The sequence below is a fragment of the Luteimonas sp. A649 genome (assembly GCF_054072735.1).
Genome location: NZ_JBSVRQ010000002.1, coordinates 182,235 through 197,470, shown reverse-complemented (window position 1 = coordinate 197,470; position 15,236 = coordinate 182,235). Strand labels below are relative to the sequence as shown.

General features: G+C 71.2%; 16 protein-coding genes and 1 pseudogene. 7 read left to right on the top strand and 10 right to left on the bottom strand.

All coding sequences use genetic code 11. The features are described from left to right. Positions 1-3: 3 nt before the first annotated feature. The 8 genes and pseudogenes from ACW5E8_RS10410 to ACW5E8_RS10375 form a co-directional block, all read right to left on the bottom strand. Entirely contained in the window at positions 4-447 is a 444-nt protein-coding gene (locus ACW5E8_RS10410; RefSeq protein WP_456965458.1) for a phosphotransferase, read from the bottom strand. Further along, positions 444-2,846 (bottom strand): MMPL family transporter, encoded by a 2,403-nt coding sequence (locus tag ACW5E8_RS10405; RefSeq protein WP_456965457.1) that lies wholly within the window; start codon positions 2,844-2,846, stop codon positions 444-446. The genes ACW5E8_RS10410 and ACW5E8_RS10405 overlap by 4 nt, the downstream gene beginning before the upstream one ends. Continuing rightward, positions 2,843-3,475 (bottom strand): LolA-related protein, encoded by a 633-nt coding sequence (locus tag ACW5E8_RS10400; protein WP_456965736.1) that lies wholly within the window; start codon positions 3,473-3,475, stop codon positions 2,843-2,845. The genes ACW5E8_RS10405 and ACW5E8_RS10400 overlap by 4 nt, the downstream gene beginning before the upstream one ends. Positions 3,476-3,584: 109 nt before the next feature. Continuing rightward, positions 3,585-4,472, bottom strand: a pseudogene (locus ACW5E8_RS10395) (LpxL/LpxP family acyltransferase); the annotation flags it as partial. Further along, positions 4,469-4,747 carry a hypothetical protein gene (locus ACW5E8_RS10390; protein ID WP_456965456.1) on the bottom strand — a complete coding sequence of 93 codons (279 nt, stop codon included), beginning with the start codon at positions 4,745-4,747 and terminating at the stop codon, positions 4,469-4,471. The gene ACW5E8_RS10390 and the pseudogene ACW5E8_RS10395, both read right to left, overlap by 4 nt. Positions 4,748-4,765: 18 nt before the next feature. Continuing rightward, on the bottom strand, positions 4,766-5,521 hold the full coding sequence (locus tag ACW5E8_RS10385) for a lysophospholipid acyltransferase family protein (RefSeq protein ID WP_456965735.1): 756 nt from the start codon (positions 5,519-5,521) through the stop codon (positions 4,766-4,768). Between the two features lie 59 nt (positions 5,522-5,580). After that, positions 5,581-6,264 (bottom strand): ketosynthase, encoded by a 684-nt coding sequence (locus tag ACW5E8_RS10380; protein ID WP_456965455.1) that lies wholly within the window; start codon positions 6,262-6,264, stop codon positions 5,581-5,583. Positions 6,265-6,285: 21 nt separating this feature from the next. Then, positions 6,286-6,552, bottom strand: a complete 267-nt coding sequence (locus ACW5E8_RS10375; RefSeq protein WP_456965454.1) for a phosphopantetheine-binding protein — start codon at positions 6,550-6,552, stop codon at positions 6,286-6,288. A 68-nt stretch (positions 6,553-6,620) separates the two neighbouring features. On the opposite strand from ACW5E8_RS10375, the gene ACW5E8_RS10370 reads away from it, so the two are divergent. From ACW5E8_RS10370 to aroE, 6 genes are all read left to right on the top strand, one after another. Then, positions 6,621-7,967 carry an NAD(P)/FAD-dependent oxidoreductase gene (locus ACW5E8_RS10370; protein WP_456965734.1) on the top strand — a complete coding sequence of 449 codons (1,347 nt, stop codon included), beginning with the start codon at positions 6,621-6,623 and terminating at the stop codon, positions 7,965-7,967. A gap of 2 nt (positions 7,968-7,969) precedes the next feature. Further along, complete coding sequence (locus ACW5E8_RS10365; protein ID WP_456965733.1) at positions 7,970-8,983, top strand: chorismate transformation enzyme, FkbO/Hyg5 family; 1,014 nt, start codon at positions 7,970-7,972, stop codon at positions 8,981-8,983. Between the two features lie 196 nt (positions 8,984-9,179). Continuing rightward, a complete protein-coding gene (locus tag ACW5E8_RS10360) occupies positions 9,180-9,605 on the top strand; it encodes a post-PEP-CTERM-1 domain-containing protein (protein ID WP_456965453.1) in 426 nt (141 codons plus the stop codon). Beyond that, positions 9,598-11,205 carry a PA domain-containing protein gene (locus ACW5E8_RS10355; RefSeq protein ID WP_456965452.1) on the top strand — a complete coding sequence of 536 codons (1,608 nt, stop codon included), beginning with the start codon at positions 9,598-9,600 and terminating at the stop codon, positions 11,203-11,205. The genes ACW5E8_RS10360 and ACW5E8_RS10355 overlap by 8 nt, the downstream gene beginning before the upstream one ends. A 72-nt stretch (positions 11,206-11,277) precedes the next feature. Beyond that, positions 11,278-12,267: a porphobilinogen synthase gene (gene hemB, locus ACW5E8_RS10350; protein WP_456965451.1), complete on the top strand. Its 990-nt coding sequence runs from the start codon at positions 11,278-11,280 to the stop codon at positions 12,265-12,267. A gap of 172 nt (positions 12,268-12,439) precedes the next feature. Continuing rightward, positions 12,440-13,279 carry a shikimate dehydrogenase gene (gene aroE, locus ACW5E8_RS10345; protein WP_456965450.1) on the top strand — a complete coding sequence of 280 codons (840 nt, stop codon included), beginning with the start codon at positions 12,440-12,442 and terminating at the stop codon, positions 13,277-13,279. A 102-nt stretch (positions 13,280-13,381) separates the two neighbouring features. Here the strand turns inward: aroE and ACW5E8_RS10340 are convergent, their stop codons facing one another. Further along, positions 13,382-13,921, bottom strand: coding sequence for a gamma carbonic anhydrase family protein (locus ACW5E8_RS10340; RefSeq protein ID WP_456965449.1), 540 nt, complete (start codon positions 13,919-13,921; stop codon positions 13,382-13,384). A gap of 117 nt (positions 13,922-14,038) precedes the next feature. Here ACW5E8_RS10340 and xth point away from each other — a divergent pair, with 117 nt between their 5' ends. Beyond that, a complete protein-coding gene (xth, locus tag ACW5E8_RS10335; protein WP_456965448.1) occupies positions 14,039-14,812 on the top strand; it encodes an exodeoxyribonuclease III in 774 nt (257 codons plus the stop codon). Positions 14,813-14,899: 87 nt separating this feature from the next. Here the strand turns inward: xth and ACW5E8_RS10330 are convergent, their stop codons facing one another. Further along, complete coding sequence (locus ACW5E8_RS10330; protein WP_456965447.1) at positions 14,900-15,157, bottom strand: GlsB/YeaQ/YmgE family stress response membrane protein; 258 nt, start codon at positions 15,155-15,157, stop codon at positions 14,900-14,902. Positions 15,158-15,236: the final 79 nt, after the last annotated feature.

Sequence of the window (15,236 nt, the reverse complement as noted above, 5' to 3'; positions counted from 1 at the left end):
TTATCACGGCATCGGCGGCGCATCGGCGAGCACCACCGCCGCCCGGCCTTCGGCCAGCAACACGCCGGCATGGCGGATGCGGAACGCGTACTGCTGGCTGGCCTCGCCTTCCATCAGCAGTTCGGCCTCGCCTTCCAGCGCACCGTCGAGGTCGTCGATGCGCGCGCAGTGGAGCTCGACGCCGCGCAGCGCGACCAGCACCCCGGGCCGCACGCCGCCGCCGGAATCGCGCGCGCGCAGGCCGCCGTGCACCGCCATCGCCTGCGCGCCGTACTCGCACAGGTGGACAGCGCGCAGCATGCCGCCGCTGCGCAGCGGGTGCGCGGGGTCGCGATGGTTGTGGGCGCGCAGGTGGATGCGGCTGGCGTCGAAGTCGGCGACCTCGTCCCACAGGCACATGGCGCCCTGGTGCGGGATGAGGGCGAGGATGTCGTGGCGGGGGATCATGGAGCCGCTTCCGCGGGCAGGGGGATGGTGTCGGCGGCATCGTGGCGGGACACCAGCAGCGCGAGCAGGAAGTTGGACAGCACGCCGATGGCGACGGTGCTGCCGATCGCGCGCAGCACGGGGATCGAGGACAGCGCCAGCAGGCTGAACACCAGCAGCGTCATCAGGCTGCAGACCAGCACCGCGTGCAGGGTGCGCAGCTGGTCGGCGCGGCGGTCGCCGGCGTGCTCGAAGAACAGCGCGTAGTCCAGGCCCAGGCCCGCGGCCAGGATCAGCGCCACCAGGTGGAACAGGTTCAGCTCGATGCCGAAGCCGCGCAGCACCGCCAGCACCACCAGCGTGGTCAAGGCCATCGGCAGCAGCACGCGTGCGACGCGTCCTGGCGTGCGCAGCGCGATCCATACCGTGGCGGCCAGCAGCAGCGCGGCCACCGCCAGGGCGGCGAGCAGCCGCCCGCGGTATTCGCCGACCAGCGATTCCGAGGCCGCCTTCATGTCGAGCAGTTCGCCGCCACCCTCGGCTGCGACGCGAGCCACGGCATCGACGTCCTCGAGGCCGCTCAGCGAGACCAGCGCGGTGGCGCCCTGGGCCGCCGAGCCGTCCGCACTTTCCGTGGTCGCGTCTTCCGCGGCGACGCCGGCGTCGCCCTGCAGCAGCAGGCCTTCTACGGTGGCGGCCAGCGGCGTGCCGGCCAGGTCCGCCGGCCGCAGCGGTTGCGCCGTGCGCGCGCGCTCGACGTCCGCCAGGAACGGTGCGAAGGCGTCCTCGCGGAAGGGCGAGTCCGCGAGCGCTTCGGCCATGGCCGTGCGCAAGGCTTCGGGCGTGGGCAAGGCCTGCTGCCGCGCGCGCTGGGTGGCCGCCGACGGCAGGTAGCGCGCGGCGCTGTCGTACCCGCCCAGCGCGCCTTCGGCCACCAGTGCGTCGAGCCGGGGATGCAGGGCTTCGGTCGCCGCCAGCGCGGCATCGGCGTCGGCGCCACGCAGCACCAGCAGGTAGCGCACATCGGGCGCGCCCAGGGCCTGCCGCAGGCGCGCGTCGAGTTCCATGCCTTCGGCCGGCACCGGAGTCAGCTTCGACAGGTCGTTTTCCCAGAACGGACCGCGCGCGGTGGCAATGACCACCAGGCAGCCGACGGCAAGCAGCAGCAGCGACCAGCGCGGCCGCGGCAGGCGTTGGATGCCACGCCACAACGCCTGCAGCCGCGGCGAATCGGCGAGGTCGCGCGGCGCCGGATCCACCAGCGGCGGCAATCCGAAGCGCGTGGCCAACGCGGCCGCCGCCAGCGCCGAGATCGTGAACACCGCCAGCTGCCGCAGGCCATCCACGCCGGAGAACAGGAAGGTGAGGTAGGCGATGCAGGTGGCGACCACGCCCGTCACCAGCGCCGGCCACAGCGCGCGCACGTTGTCACGCGGACTGATGCCGGCGCGCTGCTGGCTGAGGAAATGGATCGGATAGTCCTGGACCACACCGATCAGGGTGAAGCCAAACGCCACGGTGATGCCGTGCACGGCGTCGAACGCCAGCGCCACCGCGGCCAAGCCGGCGATGCCGGCGGTGGCCAGCGGCAGCACGCCCATCAGCGGTGCGCGCCAGCTGCGGTAGGCAACCAGGAGCAGCAGGATCAGGCCGATGCTGTCGATGGTGCCGATCCACTGCGCCTCGCGCGCGGTGCGGCCACCGATCTCGACCGAGAACGCGCCCGGGCCGGCCATCTGCAGGCGCGCGCCACTGTCGCCGGCAGCATCGGCAAAGGCCGCATGCACCGCGTCGTAGGCACGCTGCTGCGCGGTGGGGTCGAAGCCGGCCGCGCGCGTCTGCGCGAGCATCAGCGCCTCGGTGCCGGCGGCGTCGAACCACACGCCGTGCAGGCGCTGCGGCGCGATCTTCGGCTGCCAGGCCTCGGCCAGCGTGAGCATCTCCAGCGTCGGGTCGGCGGGCAGCAGCGGCTCCACCAGCCCCGCCATCGGCGAACCGAGGTCCTGCAGGCGCTCGTCGAGCTGTTCGCCAAGGTAGTCGGCATCCAGGCGTCGGTGGTCGAGCGTGGGCGACAGCAGGTAGCGATAGGGGCGCAGGGAGTCCGGCACCGCGTCGAGTCCGGCGTCGACGCCGTTGGCGATGAACTCGAAGTCGGGGTCCGTGGCCAGGGCTTCGGCCATCGCACGCGACTGCGCGGCCAGCGCCTCGGGTGCCGCGCCCGACAGCGACACCAGCAGCAGGCGCGTGCCCGGACCGTCGCCCAGTTCGTCGACCAGCAGCGTCTGCGCCGGCGTGCGCGGCTCGGGCATGAAGCGGCGCAGGTCGCCGCTGAGTTCAAGCCGCTGGCCGATCACCCAGCCCGCGACCAGCAGCGCCGCCAGCCACAGCAGCGCCAGCGCGGTGCGCCGGGCGGGCGTCATTGCGCCGCGGCGCCGGGCTCGCGGCACAGGGCCTGGTAGTCGACGCCTTCGCCGGCGGCCACGGCGGCGCGCGCGGCGCCGGCAAGCAGGGTGCGCTGCAGCTCGCCTTCGGCGGGCCGGGTCTCGATGCAGCGCAGCTCGGCGCCGCGACCGTGGAGGGTGATGTCACGGACGGTCGCGGCCAGCGCGGCATCGCGCGGGACCAGCACCAGCGTCCAGTCCTCGCGGCGGCCGCGGGACGCGATGCGGTAGTCGCGCTCGAGTGCGGCGGCGTCACCGGCCAGCAGGGCACCGAAGCTGGCCTGCAGTCCGGCAAGTTCGGGCGCGCGCGACAGCGCGAAGCTGCGCGTGCGGCTGCCGCGGGTGATGCTGGCTTCGCCGCCGCGGATGGTGGTGGTCTCGGCGTAGGGCACGCGCACCTCGCGCACCAGGGTGGCGTCATCGGGTCGGGCGTACTCGCCTTCGATGCGCAGCGGCGCCTTCAACATGGCCGAGCCGCGCAGCTCCACGAAGGGCGTGCTCACAGGCGCCGGCCGTGCCAGCCGCTGCAGGATCCAGGCGCTATCGACCGCCGCCGGCTGCGCGGCCAAGGGCAGCGTGGTCGCCGCCAGCAGCAGGGCGAGCAGGATCCGACCCGGGCGCCGGGTCGCGCGGAGCGTGTCCTCCAGACCCGCCTGTCGCGGGCCCTTCCGGCGGGGGGTTGGCGTCTTGCTGGCTTCGGCTGTGCTCACGGTCGCCCCAGAAATCGTAGAAGTTGAACCAGTTGAACGGCGCATCGCGCACGTGATGTTCGAGGCGCTCCGCGTAATGGCGGATGAGTGCCGGGACTGCCGCGGCGCGCTCGCGCCGCGGGATCGCGACGCCGTCGCTGAAGGGCTCGAACACGAGATCGTAGCGGTTGCCGCCGCGGTACAGGCCGAAAGCGAGCTGTACCGGCACCTTCAGTACCGACGCCAGCAGCCACGGCGCCACCGGGAAACGCGCCTCGTCGCCCAGGAATGGCGCCGCGATCGACGCCTCGCCCGGCTGCGTGCGGTCGACCAGCAGCGCCACCAGCGCGCCTTCGGAGGTCGCCTTCTGGATCTCGAACATGATCCCCGGGCCATCCTGCGAGGCATCGATCACCGAGGCCGCGATCTCCGGATTGAGCGCGTCCAGCAGCTGCGTGACCGCGGGGCTGTGCGCCTTGTCGAGCACCACGCGGATGGACTGCTCCGGACGCTGGCGGCCAAGCACGCGCAGCACTTCGAAGCTGCCCAGGTGGGAGCCGTACACCAACACGCCCTGGCGACGGTCTAGCGCGGCGTGCAGCGACTCCAGGCCGCTGACCCTGACGTCGAAGCGGCGCATGTCGCCGCCAAGCAGGAACACGCGGTCAAGGATGGTCGCGGCGAAGGTGTGGATGTGGCGCGCGACGTCGCCCAGGCGCGCGCGTCGGCCGAGCACGCGCGACAGGTAGGCGCGTGAGTCGCGCCGCTCCTCGCCGCGGCGAAGCAGGAAGTAGGCCGTGATCGGATACAGCAGCAGCCGCGCCAGGCCGCGACCGCCGTACACGCTGAAACCAAGCAGCAGCCGGGCCGCGAGCCGGCCGCCACCCTCGCGGCGTTGCTTCCAGTCGCCGCTCACGCCAGCGCGACCTCGCCCGAGGCGACCAGGGTCGCGCCACGCAGCACGCGGAAGCGCCAGCGCGGCGCGCTCCCATCGAGCTCGATCGACGCGGCCTCGCCGGGCAGCAGGGGATTTGCGAACTTCACCTGCGGCAGTCGCAGTGGGCCCAGCGGCCCGTGCCCGGCTTCGATGGCCGCCAGCACGTGGTCCAGGACCACGACGCCGGGCACCAGCGGCCGACCCGGGAAATGCCCCGGCAGGCAGGGATGGCCGTGCTCTACGACGAACTCCATGCGACCGCGCACCCGCCCTCAGTCCTGGCGGCGCAGCAGCGCCACCACCGAGGCATGGGCGGCATCGGCCAGTGCCTGGCGGGCGCCGGCCCCCGACCCGCAGTCGACGGTCGGCAGCGGCGTTCCGAAGCGCACCCGGATCACGCCCGGGCGCGCGCGGAAGCCACCGGCTGGCAGCACCGCGCCGGCGCCGTCGATCGCGACGGGCAGCACTTCGACCCCGGCATCGATCGCCGACTGGAAGGTGCCGCCCTTGAACGGCGCCACCATGCCAGAGCGGCTGCGCGTGCCTTCCGGGAACAGGCAGAGCGTGCTGCCTTCGCGCAGCAGCGCCGCGGCTTCACGGCGCAACCGCGCACCCGCGCGCGGGTTGTCGCGCTCGATGAACAGCATGCCGCAGGCGCGCGCGTACCAGCCCACGAACGGCACCCGGGTCATCTCCTGCTTGAGCAGGAAATGCAGCGGCACGGGCACGGCGCGGAACAGCGCGCAGATATCGATGATCGACTGGTGGTTGGACACCAGCAACCGCGGCTGCGACCAGTCGATGTCGTCGGCGCCCTCCACCACCAGGCGCGCCGCGGTCCCGGCCAGCAGCGCCGGCGCCCAGCAGCGCGCAGCCATGCGCAGGGCGATGTCGCGGCGCCGGGTGGCCAGCAGCAGCATCAGCGCGAGGCTGATCCAGCCGATGGTCCACGCCGCCATGAACACAAATCCGAGTGCGTTGTGCAGTCCCCAAGCCAGCCTTTGCGCGGCCGGTTCGGCCACATCCATGTTGTCAACGCGTTGCTGCATCGGCAAAGCATACCCAAGGCGGCGGCAGAACCGCCCGTTCAGCGGAGGAAATCGCGCCAGAACGCCGGCCCGAGGCTCGCCATCTGCCGCAGGAAGCCCGCGAAACTGCTGTAGCGCCCCGGGAATCGGTGCTTGCGCCAGGCGAACTCGATGGCGAAAAAGCCGCCAACGATGCCGTAGTTCAGGATGTTGGCGAACAGCGACCACTGCTCGCGGGTGATCGTGACCGGCGCACGCAGGCCCAGGCTCGACAGCAGCCCGCCGGGCTCGGCGACCATCGCCAGCGCCAGGTTGGCCAGCCCGAGCACGGCAAGCGCCGCAGCCCAGCCGGCGGTGAGGCCGCGGCTGTAGGACACCAGTTCCGGCGCCAGCGTGTCGGGCGTGCTGCCGTCGAGCGCCGCGACGATGCGCGTGATCAGGGCGCCGCGCGGCGCCCGCAGGCTGCGCGCGAACAGCCAGGCGATCGCGGCCACGAAAGCCACCGGCGCCAGCAGCAGCGGCAACCCGGCATGGCCGGACACGTACAGCAGGTGGCAGGCGAGCAGCGACAGCGGCAGCGCCACCCAGGCCCAGGGGCGGCGCGCGACCAGGCCCGCGGCGAGCATCATCGCCACCAGCGCGAGCAGGGCCGCGTAGGCGTAGCGGTCATCGAGGGTGGTGCTGGCCAAATGCGCGAGCGCGGCATAGGCCACCGCCATCGCAAGCGTCAGGGCCAGGCCCATGGCCTGCACCGGGGCGCGCCGTCAGGCGCGTTGGGCTTCGACGTGCGCCGACAGCGCCCGCAGCGAGGCGAAGATGCGGCGGTTCTCCTCGCTGTCCGAGCGCAGTTGGAAGCCGTAGCGCTTGCCGACCGCCAGTGCCAGTTCAAGGGCGTCGATCGAGTCCAGGCCCAGGCCGGCGTTGAAGAGCGGCGCCTCGGGGTCGATGGACGCCGGATCGACGTCATCGAGGTTCAGGGCTTCGACCAGGAGCTGGGCGAGTTCGAGTTCGGCGGGGGACTGGCTGGACATGCGCTGGCTTCCGTTGCGGCTATCATTCGCGTCCCCCGGATGATCGCATGGCCGCCACGCGCCGCGAAATGCACAGCCTCATGGAAGACACCTCCACCCGCGCCCAGGCCACGGACTGCGACGTCCTGGTGATCGGCGGCGGACCGGCGGGCACCACCGCCGCCACCTTTCTGGCGCAGGCCGGCTGGCGGGTGGTGATGCTGGAGAAAGACGCGCACCCGCGCTTCCACATCGGTGAATCGCTGCTGCCGATGGGGATGCCGATCCTCGAGCGCATGGGCGCCTTCGACAAGGTCGCGGCGATCGGCGTGCACAAGGCCGGCGCCGATTTCCCGGCCGATGGCGGCGGCTACAACGTGTTCCGCTTCGACTACGCGCTCGACGCGCGCTGCGACCACGCCTTCCAGGTGCGACGGTCCGACTTCGACCGGGTGCTGTTCGAGCACGCCGCCTCCAATGGCGTCGATGCGCGGCAGTGCGTGCGCGTGGTCGGCGTCGAACCCGACCCGGCGGGCGGGAGCCTGGTGGCCGCGCATGGCCCCGAAGGCGCCTGCGCCTGGCGCGCGCGCTACGTGGTCGACGCCAGCGGCCGCGACGCCTTCATCGGCGGCCGCCGGAAGATCAAGCGCAAGAACATGCGCCATCAGTCGGCGGCCGTGTTCAGCCACTTCCACGGCGTCGAGCGCCGCAAGGGCATCGACGCCGGCAACGTCAGCATCTACCGCCACGCCCACGGCTGGATCTGGCTGATCCCGCTGCCCGACGGCATCACCAGCGTCGGCGCGGTCTGCTATCCGGACTACATGAAGACCCGGCGCGGCGACAGCGAGGGCTTCCTGATGCGCACCCTGGCCACCGTGCCCGAGGTTGCGAGGCGCATGGCCGCCTCCACCCGCTGCGCGGACGTGCATGCCACCGGCAACTACGCCTACGAATGCAGCGAGATGGCCGGTCCGGGCTGGGTTCTGGTGGGCGATGCCTATGCCTTCGTCGACCCGATGTTCTCCTCGGGCGTGTTCCTGGCCATGCACGGCGCCGAAAAGGCCGCGGGCATGGTCGATGCCGCGCTGCGCGAGCCCGCGCGCGAGGCCGCGCTGCAACGCGCGCTGCGCCGCCATCTGGACGACGGCCTGGACGAGTTCAAGTGGTTCATCTACCGATTCACCTCGCCGGCCATGCGCCACCTGTTCGCCAATCCCAGGAACGTGTTCCAGGTCGAGCAGGCGGTGGTGGCGATGCTGGCCGGCGACGTCTTCGACAACCCCCGCGTGCGCCGCCGCCTGCGCGTGTTCCGCGCGCTGTACGCGGTCACGTCGCTGGCGATGCTGCCGCGTGCGCTGAGCAACGGCCTGCGCCGCCGGCGCCAGGCGCGGGTCGGCTTCAGTGGCGAGACCCTGCAGGTGGACGAATCGTGAGCCTGCCGCTGCCCACCGCCGTGCCTGTCGACGCGCCGCGACTCCAGGTCGAGTACGTCGACGCCGCGACGCCGGCGACGCTGCTCGCCGGTGACGACGTGCTCGCCGTCTTCGGATTCGGCGCCGGCGCGCCGGCCGCACTGGCCGACCCCCGCTATCTGCGCGTGCCGCTTGATCCGTATGGCCCCGCCTGCTTCGAGGTCTGGCACGGCAATGCGCCGGTAGTCCGGGGCCGCGACGATGGCGTGCGCTGGGCCAGCGACGGCCAGCTGCTGTTCGGCGCGATCGAGGTCCCCGAAGGCAACGACGGCATCCAGGAAGCGGCGCGGCGGGCCTATGCGCGCCTGGCGGCGTTCACCGCCAGCAGCCGGACCCCCCACCTCCTGCGCATCTGGAACTACGTCGACGCCATCACCCTGGGCGCGGGCGACGACGAGCGCTACCGCGCCTTCTGCGTCGGACGCGCGCACGGACTCGGCGACTTCGACGTCCAGGCCCTGCCCGCCGCCACCGCCATCGGCCGCTGCGACGGCGAGCGCGTGGTGCAGGTGTACTGGTTGGCCTCGGCCGCGCCCGGCACGCCGGTGGAGAACCCGCGCCAGGTGAGCGCCTACCGCTATCCGCGCCAGTACGGCCCGCAGTCGCCCAGCTTCGCGCGCGCCATGCTGCCGCCGCAGGGCAGCGCGATGCCGCTGCTGCTCTCGGGGACCGCGGCCGTGGTCGGCCACGCCTCGATGCACGACGGTGAACTGCTGGCGCAGCTGGACGAAACCTTCATCAATTTCGATGCCCTGGTGGATGCAGCGCGCGTGCACGATCCGTCGCTGTCCACCCGCTTCGGCGCAGGCACCCGGCTCAAGGTCTACGTGCGCGACGACCACGACCTGCCGCTCGTCGCCGACGCGCTCGACCGGCGCTTCGGCGACACCGTGCCGCGGCTGCTCCTGCACGCCGCGATTTGCCGCCGCGAGCTGGCCGTGGAAATCGACGGCGTCCACGGCAGCCCCATCGCCTGACGCAGCCTGCACCGTGCGCGGCCGTTCTGTTGCGGCGCACGATTGAGCAAAAGCGTGACTCGTTGCATATTCGGGGGCGGGCCAAGGTGACGCGGCCTGCCGGCAACATCCTTTGCATTGACCATGTGAGGCACCGTGGGGGACGGTGGCTACGGCCATGAACTTTCCGAGTGCCTCGATTCCGAGGAACGACCTGATGAAACGCACCACACTGCTGTTGCTGGCCGGCCTGTCCGCCGGCTTCGCCGCGCACGCGACCGAGCCGGTCGCTGGCGAGACCACCACCACCTCCCATGCCGGCGTCACCGTCGCCATCGATCCCGCCACCGGCCGCCTGCGCGCGCCGACAGCGGCTGAACAGGCCCAGCTGCGCACCAACGTCAGCGCGCGCATGCGCACTGCCGATCCCATGTCCATCGCCAAGCCGGGTCCGCGTACCCGCGCGGAAGCCGAGCGCACCTTCCGCCGCCACCGCGACGGCTCCTTCTCGATGGCGACTTCGGACGACATGATGTCCTTCGCCACCGCCACCCGACTCGAGGACGGCTCGATCGTCATCGGCCACGGCGATGCCGACGGCCATGCCGCACCCCTGACCACCGTGGAGGCCGTCCGTGAATAAGACCCTCCTCGCCTGCGCCCTCGCGGCCGCGTCCACCTTCGCCATCGGCAGCGCCGATGCCGCCAACGTCGTCCTGGTCAACATGAACGCCCCGAACGTGGGCCTCAACGACCCGACGCCGGCCACTCCGATCGGCCTCAACCCGGGTACCACCGTTGGCGAGCAGCGCCAGATCGCCTACCAGTTCGCCGCCGATCTCTGGGGCGCCGTGCTGGAGAGCGACGTCGACATCCGCGTACGCGCCCAGTTCACCGCCCTGAGCTGCAGCGCCACCAGCGGCGTGCTCGGCTCGGCGGGTGCCCTGACCGTCCACGGCAACTTCGCCAACGCCGGCGTGCTTGACACCTTCTACGGCGCCGCGCTCGCCGACTCGATCGCCGGCACCGACCTGAACCCGGCTGGCGACGACATCAACAGCAACTTCAACGCCAACCTCGGCAGCACGGGCTGCCTGGAAGGCTCCGGCTGGTACTACGGCCTGGACGGCAACACCCCGGCGGGGATGATCAACTTCATCGACGTGGTGATGCACGAGATCGGACACGGCCTGAACTTCCAGGGCTTCTACAACCTCGCCAGCGGTGCTCCCTTCAACGGCTACCCGGACATCTACTCGAGCTTCGTGTTCGACAACAACTCGGGCCTGGCCTGGATCGACATGACCGATGCCCAGCGTGTGGCGGCGGCAACGGGTGGCGCGCTGGCCTGGACCGGCCCCAGCGTCAGCGACCAGGTCCCGGTCGCGCTTGCCCCGAAGATCGCGCTGTCGGCGAGCGGTTCCGTCACCGGCACCTTCGAGTTCGGCACCGCCGAGTTCGGCGCACCGGCCACGCCGGCCAACTTCAGCGGCGCCCTGGTGCTGGTGAATGACGGCAGCGCCACGCCGACGCAGGGCTGCGTGGCCTCGCCCGCGAATGCCTACGCCGGCAAGGTCGCCGTCGTCGACCGCGGCACCTGCGCCTTCGAGATCAAGGCCAGGTTCGCCGAGGACGCGGGCGCGATCGCCGTGGTCGTGGCCAACAACGTCGCCGGCGTGATCCAGATGGCCGAGGACGCCACGGTGGTCGCCACCGTGCCCACCATCAGCGTCTCGCTGGCCGACGGCAATGCGCTGAAGGGCGGCATCCCGGGCACCGACGTGGCACTGCAGCAGATCGCGGGCGCCTATGCCGGCACCGACAGCAGCGGCCGCGCGCTGCTGTATGCACCGACCCCGCTGGCCCAGGGCTCGTCGTTCTCGCACTTCGACGTCAGCCACTCGCCCAACGCCCTGATGGAGCCTTCGATCAACCAGGACCTTGACGGCAACCTCCGCCTGGACCTGACCCCGGCCCTGTACGAGGACCTGGGCTGGGTGCTGAACGCGGGCAACGCCACCACCAACGGCGGTACCTGCAACACCGGTATCCCGGCACTGGAGATGCCAGGCCTGGTCGGCGGCGCCAACCTGCAGGCGGCCGACGCGCTGTGCCGCGACGTGCATGGTGGCGGCACCGCGGCCTACCGCAGCTGCATCGCGCCGTTCGTGAACACGCTGCGCGACCTCGGCTTCGTGCCGAAGTCCAAGGCCAGCGCCGTGACGCTCTGCACCAGGCGCTGATCACGCCATTGCGTTGAAACACAGGCCGGCGCCCTTCGGGGTGCCGGCCTTTTTCTTTCGTAGAATGGCGCCATGACCTATCCAGACACCCGCTTCCGGCGCATGCGCCGCGACGACTTCTCGCGCCGGCTGATGCGCGAGCACACGCTCACCGTCGACGACCTCATCTATCCCGTGTTCGTGCACGAGCCCGAGGGCCGCGCCGCGGTGCCTTCGATGCCGGGCATCGAGCGCATGTCGATCGACGAACTCCTGCGCGAAGCCGAACAGGCTTCGGAACTCGGCGTGCCGGCCCTGGCATTGTTCCCCGTGACCGCACCCGAAGCGAAGTCGCTCGACGCCGCCGCGGCCTGGGACGACGACGGCCTGTGCCAGCGCGCGGTGCGCGCGCTGAAGTCGCGCTTCCCCGAACTGGGCGTGATCACCGACGTCGCGCTGGATCCCTACACCAGCCACGGCCAGGACGGCATCGTCGACGACGCCGGCTACGTGCAGAACGACGTCACCGTGGAAGCCCTGGTTAAGCAGGCGCTGTCGCACGCGCGCGCCGGGGCCGACGTGGTCGCGCCCAGCGACATGATGGACGGCCGCATCGGTGCCATCCGCATGGCGCTGGAGGAAGACGGCCACGTCCATGTCCGCATCCTCGCCTACGCGGCCAAGTACGCCTCTGCCTTCTACGGCCCGTTCCGCGACGCCGTGGGTTCGGCCTCGGCACTGGGCAAGGCCGACAAGCGCACCTACCAGATGGACCCCGGCAATACCGACGAGGCCCTGCGCGAAGTCGCCGCGGACCTCGACGAAGGCGCCGACATGGTGATGGTGAAGCCCGGCATGCCCTATCTCGATGTCGTGCGCCGGGTGAAGGAGACCTTCGGCGTGCCCACCTACGCCTACCAGGTCAGCGGCGAGTACGCGATGCTCAAGGCCGCCGCCGCCAACGGCTGGCTGGACGAGCGCGCCTGCGTGCTCGAGGCGCTGCTCGGCTTCAAGCGCGCGGGTGCGGACGGCGTGCTGACCTACTTCGCGCTCGACGCCGCGCGCTGGCTGCGCGAGGGCTGATCGACGGACAGCCAGCCGGGCCAGCTGCCCCGCCAACCATTGTGGGAGCGGCTATAGCCGCGATCGCGGCTATAGCCGCTCCCACGATCACGGGTCGTTGCCGAACCCACAGGCGTAGACTGGCCCGACAGGGGCGGTGCGCCGCGTGCCGCCATGCTTCGGGGAGGCAGTCATGAAGCACTACGCCGTGTTCGGACATCCGGTCGGGCATTCGCTGTCGCCGCGCATCCACGCCGCCTTCGGCCGCGAGGCCGGCATCGCCATCGACTACACCGCCATCGACGCCGACATCGGCAGCTTCCGCCAGCGCCTGGCGGAGTTCTCCGCCCGCGGGGGCGTTGGCGCCAGCGTGACCCTGCCGCTGAAGCAGGAAGCCCTGGCGTTGTGCGCCGACGTCACCGAGCGCGCACGCCGCGCCGGCGCGGTGAACACCCTGGTGCGCAACGGCGACCAGTGGCACGGGGACAATACCGACGGCGAAGGCCTGGTGCGCGACCTCACCGGCCGCCACGCGCTCGACCTGCGCGCACGCCGCACCCTGCTGATCGGCGCCGGTGGCGCTGCACGCGGCGTGGCGCCGTCCCTGCTCGACGCCGGCATCGGCGACCTCTACATCGTCAACCGGACATCCGCGCACGCCGACGCCCTCGCCGACCAGATCGGCCAGCCCGGGCGCGTGCATCCGCGCCACTTGGCCGACATCGGCTCACTGGGCGAATTCGAGCTGGTGGTCAACGCCACGTCCGCCGCGCGCGGCGACGGACTGCCGACGCTGCCGCGCTCGCTGGTCGGCCGCCGCATGGCCGCGGTCGACCTCAACTACGGCGAAGCGGCCGTGCCCTTCCTCGCCTGGGGGCGCGCCAGCGGCGCGTACGCGGTCGTCGACGGCCTGGGCATGCTGGTGGAGCAGGCGGCGCTGGCATTCGCGCGCTGGCACGGCGTCGTGCCCGAGACCGACACCATCTATGGCGACCTGCGCGCCGAACACTCGCACCTGATCACGGCTGACTGATCCCGGGCTTTCGCCGGTTGTGGGAGCGGCTATAGCCGCGATCGTGCTGCTTCAATCGTGGCTATAGCCGCTCCCACAACCCGGCGATGCAGGGCAAGCCGGTCATCCAGCGGCGAGATACTCGTCCTTCAGCCGCACGTAGTGCGCGGCGCTGTACAGCAGGCCTTCGACCCCCGCGTCATCGATCACGCGCACGGGCTTGGCCGGGTTGCCCAGCCACAGCTCGCGGCTGCGCACCACCTTGCCGGGCGGTACCAGTGCGCCGGCGCCGACATAGCCGTGGTCTTCCACGACCACGCCGTCCATCACCGTGGCGCCCATGCCGATCAACACGCCGTTGCCGATCGTGCAGGCATGCACGATGGCACCGTGGCCGATGGTGACGTCATCGCCGATCAGCGTCGGGTAGCCGTCCATGCGCGAGTGCGGGCCGGCATGGCTGACGTGGACGATCGTGCCGTCCTGCAGGTTGCAGCGCGCGCCGATGCGCACGAAGTTGACGTCGCCGCGCACCACCGTGCCCGGCCAGATCGAACTGTCGTCGCCGATCACGACGTCGCCGATGACGGTCGCGGCGGGGTCGACGTACGCGCGCGCGCCGAGGGTCGGCAGCGTGCCGCGGAAAGGACGGATGTTGGCCATGGCGGGATTCTAGCCCGGCTATAGTCGCCGCCATAAGCGACGACACCACGGCGGCCGCGCTGCGACCGGCTGACCTTTTACGCACTGCGCGCGGATGCGCGAAACCGGACCCATCGAATGAAAATCGCCAGCTGGAACGTGAACTCCCTCAACGTGCGCCTGCCGCACCTGCAGCAGTGGCTGCAGGCCTTCGCGCCGGACGTCGTCGGCCTGCAGGAAACCAAGCTCGAGGACCCGCGCTTCCCCGACGACGCCCTGGCCGCGCTGGGCTACCGAAGCGTCTTCTGCGGCCAGAAGACCTATAACGGCGTCGCCATCCTCGCGCGCGAACGCGCCATCGACGAGGTGCAGTACGGCATCCCCGGCTTCGAGGACGAGCAGCAGCGGGTGATCGCCGCGACCGTGGACGGCGTGCGCATCGTCAATCTGTACGTCGTCAACGGCCAGGACGTCGGCACCGACAAGTACGCTTACAAACTGCGCTGGCTGGCGGCCGTGCACGACTGGCTGGCCGGCGAACTGCAGCGCCATCCGCGCATGGTGGTCATGGGCGACTTCAACATCGCGCCCGACGACCGCGACGTGCACGACCCGGCGGTGTGGAACGAGGGCCACATCCTGACCTCCACTGCCGAACGCGCGGCGCTGCAGGCCCTGCTCGACCTCGGGCTGCACGACGCCTTCCGGCTGCACAGCGACGAGGCGGGGGTCTTCAGCTGGTGGGATTACCGCCAGGCCGCCTTCCGTCGCGACCTCGGGCTGCGCATCGACCTGACGCTGGTGTCGGATGCGCTGCGCCCGGTGGCCGCGGCCTCGGGCATCGACCGCGAACCGCGGACCTGGGAGCGGCCCAGCGACCACGCGCCGGCCTGGGTGCAGCTGGCCGGCTGAGGCCCGCCGCACTGGCCCCCAACAAAGAAGGCCCGGGAATCCCGGGCCTTCGTGTCACGCCTTGTCGCGTGATTGCGTTGCGTCGGCTCAGCGGACGCTGCCGCGCCGGAACAGATTCACGATCGCCAGCAGCACGATGGCGCCGATCAATGCCGTGATCAGGAAGCCGAGCCAGCCGCCCCCCAGACCGAGGCCGATGGCCGGCAGCAGCCAGCCTCCGAGGAATCCGCCGATGATGCCGACGATGATGTTCAGCAGGATGCCCTGCTGGCCATCGGTGCGCATGATCATGCTGGCCAGCCAGCCCGCGATGCCGCCGACGATCAGGTAGATGATGAAGTTCATTGCTCCTCCAGTGCCTTGACTTCGCCGGAACGGCGCAACGCCAGTCTGGGGGGGGCTTTGTGATGGCAGCGTAGGCAAA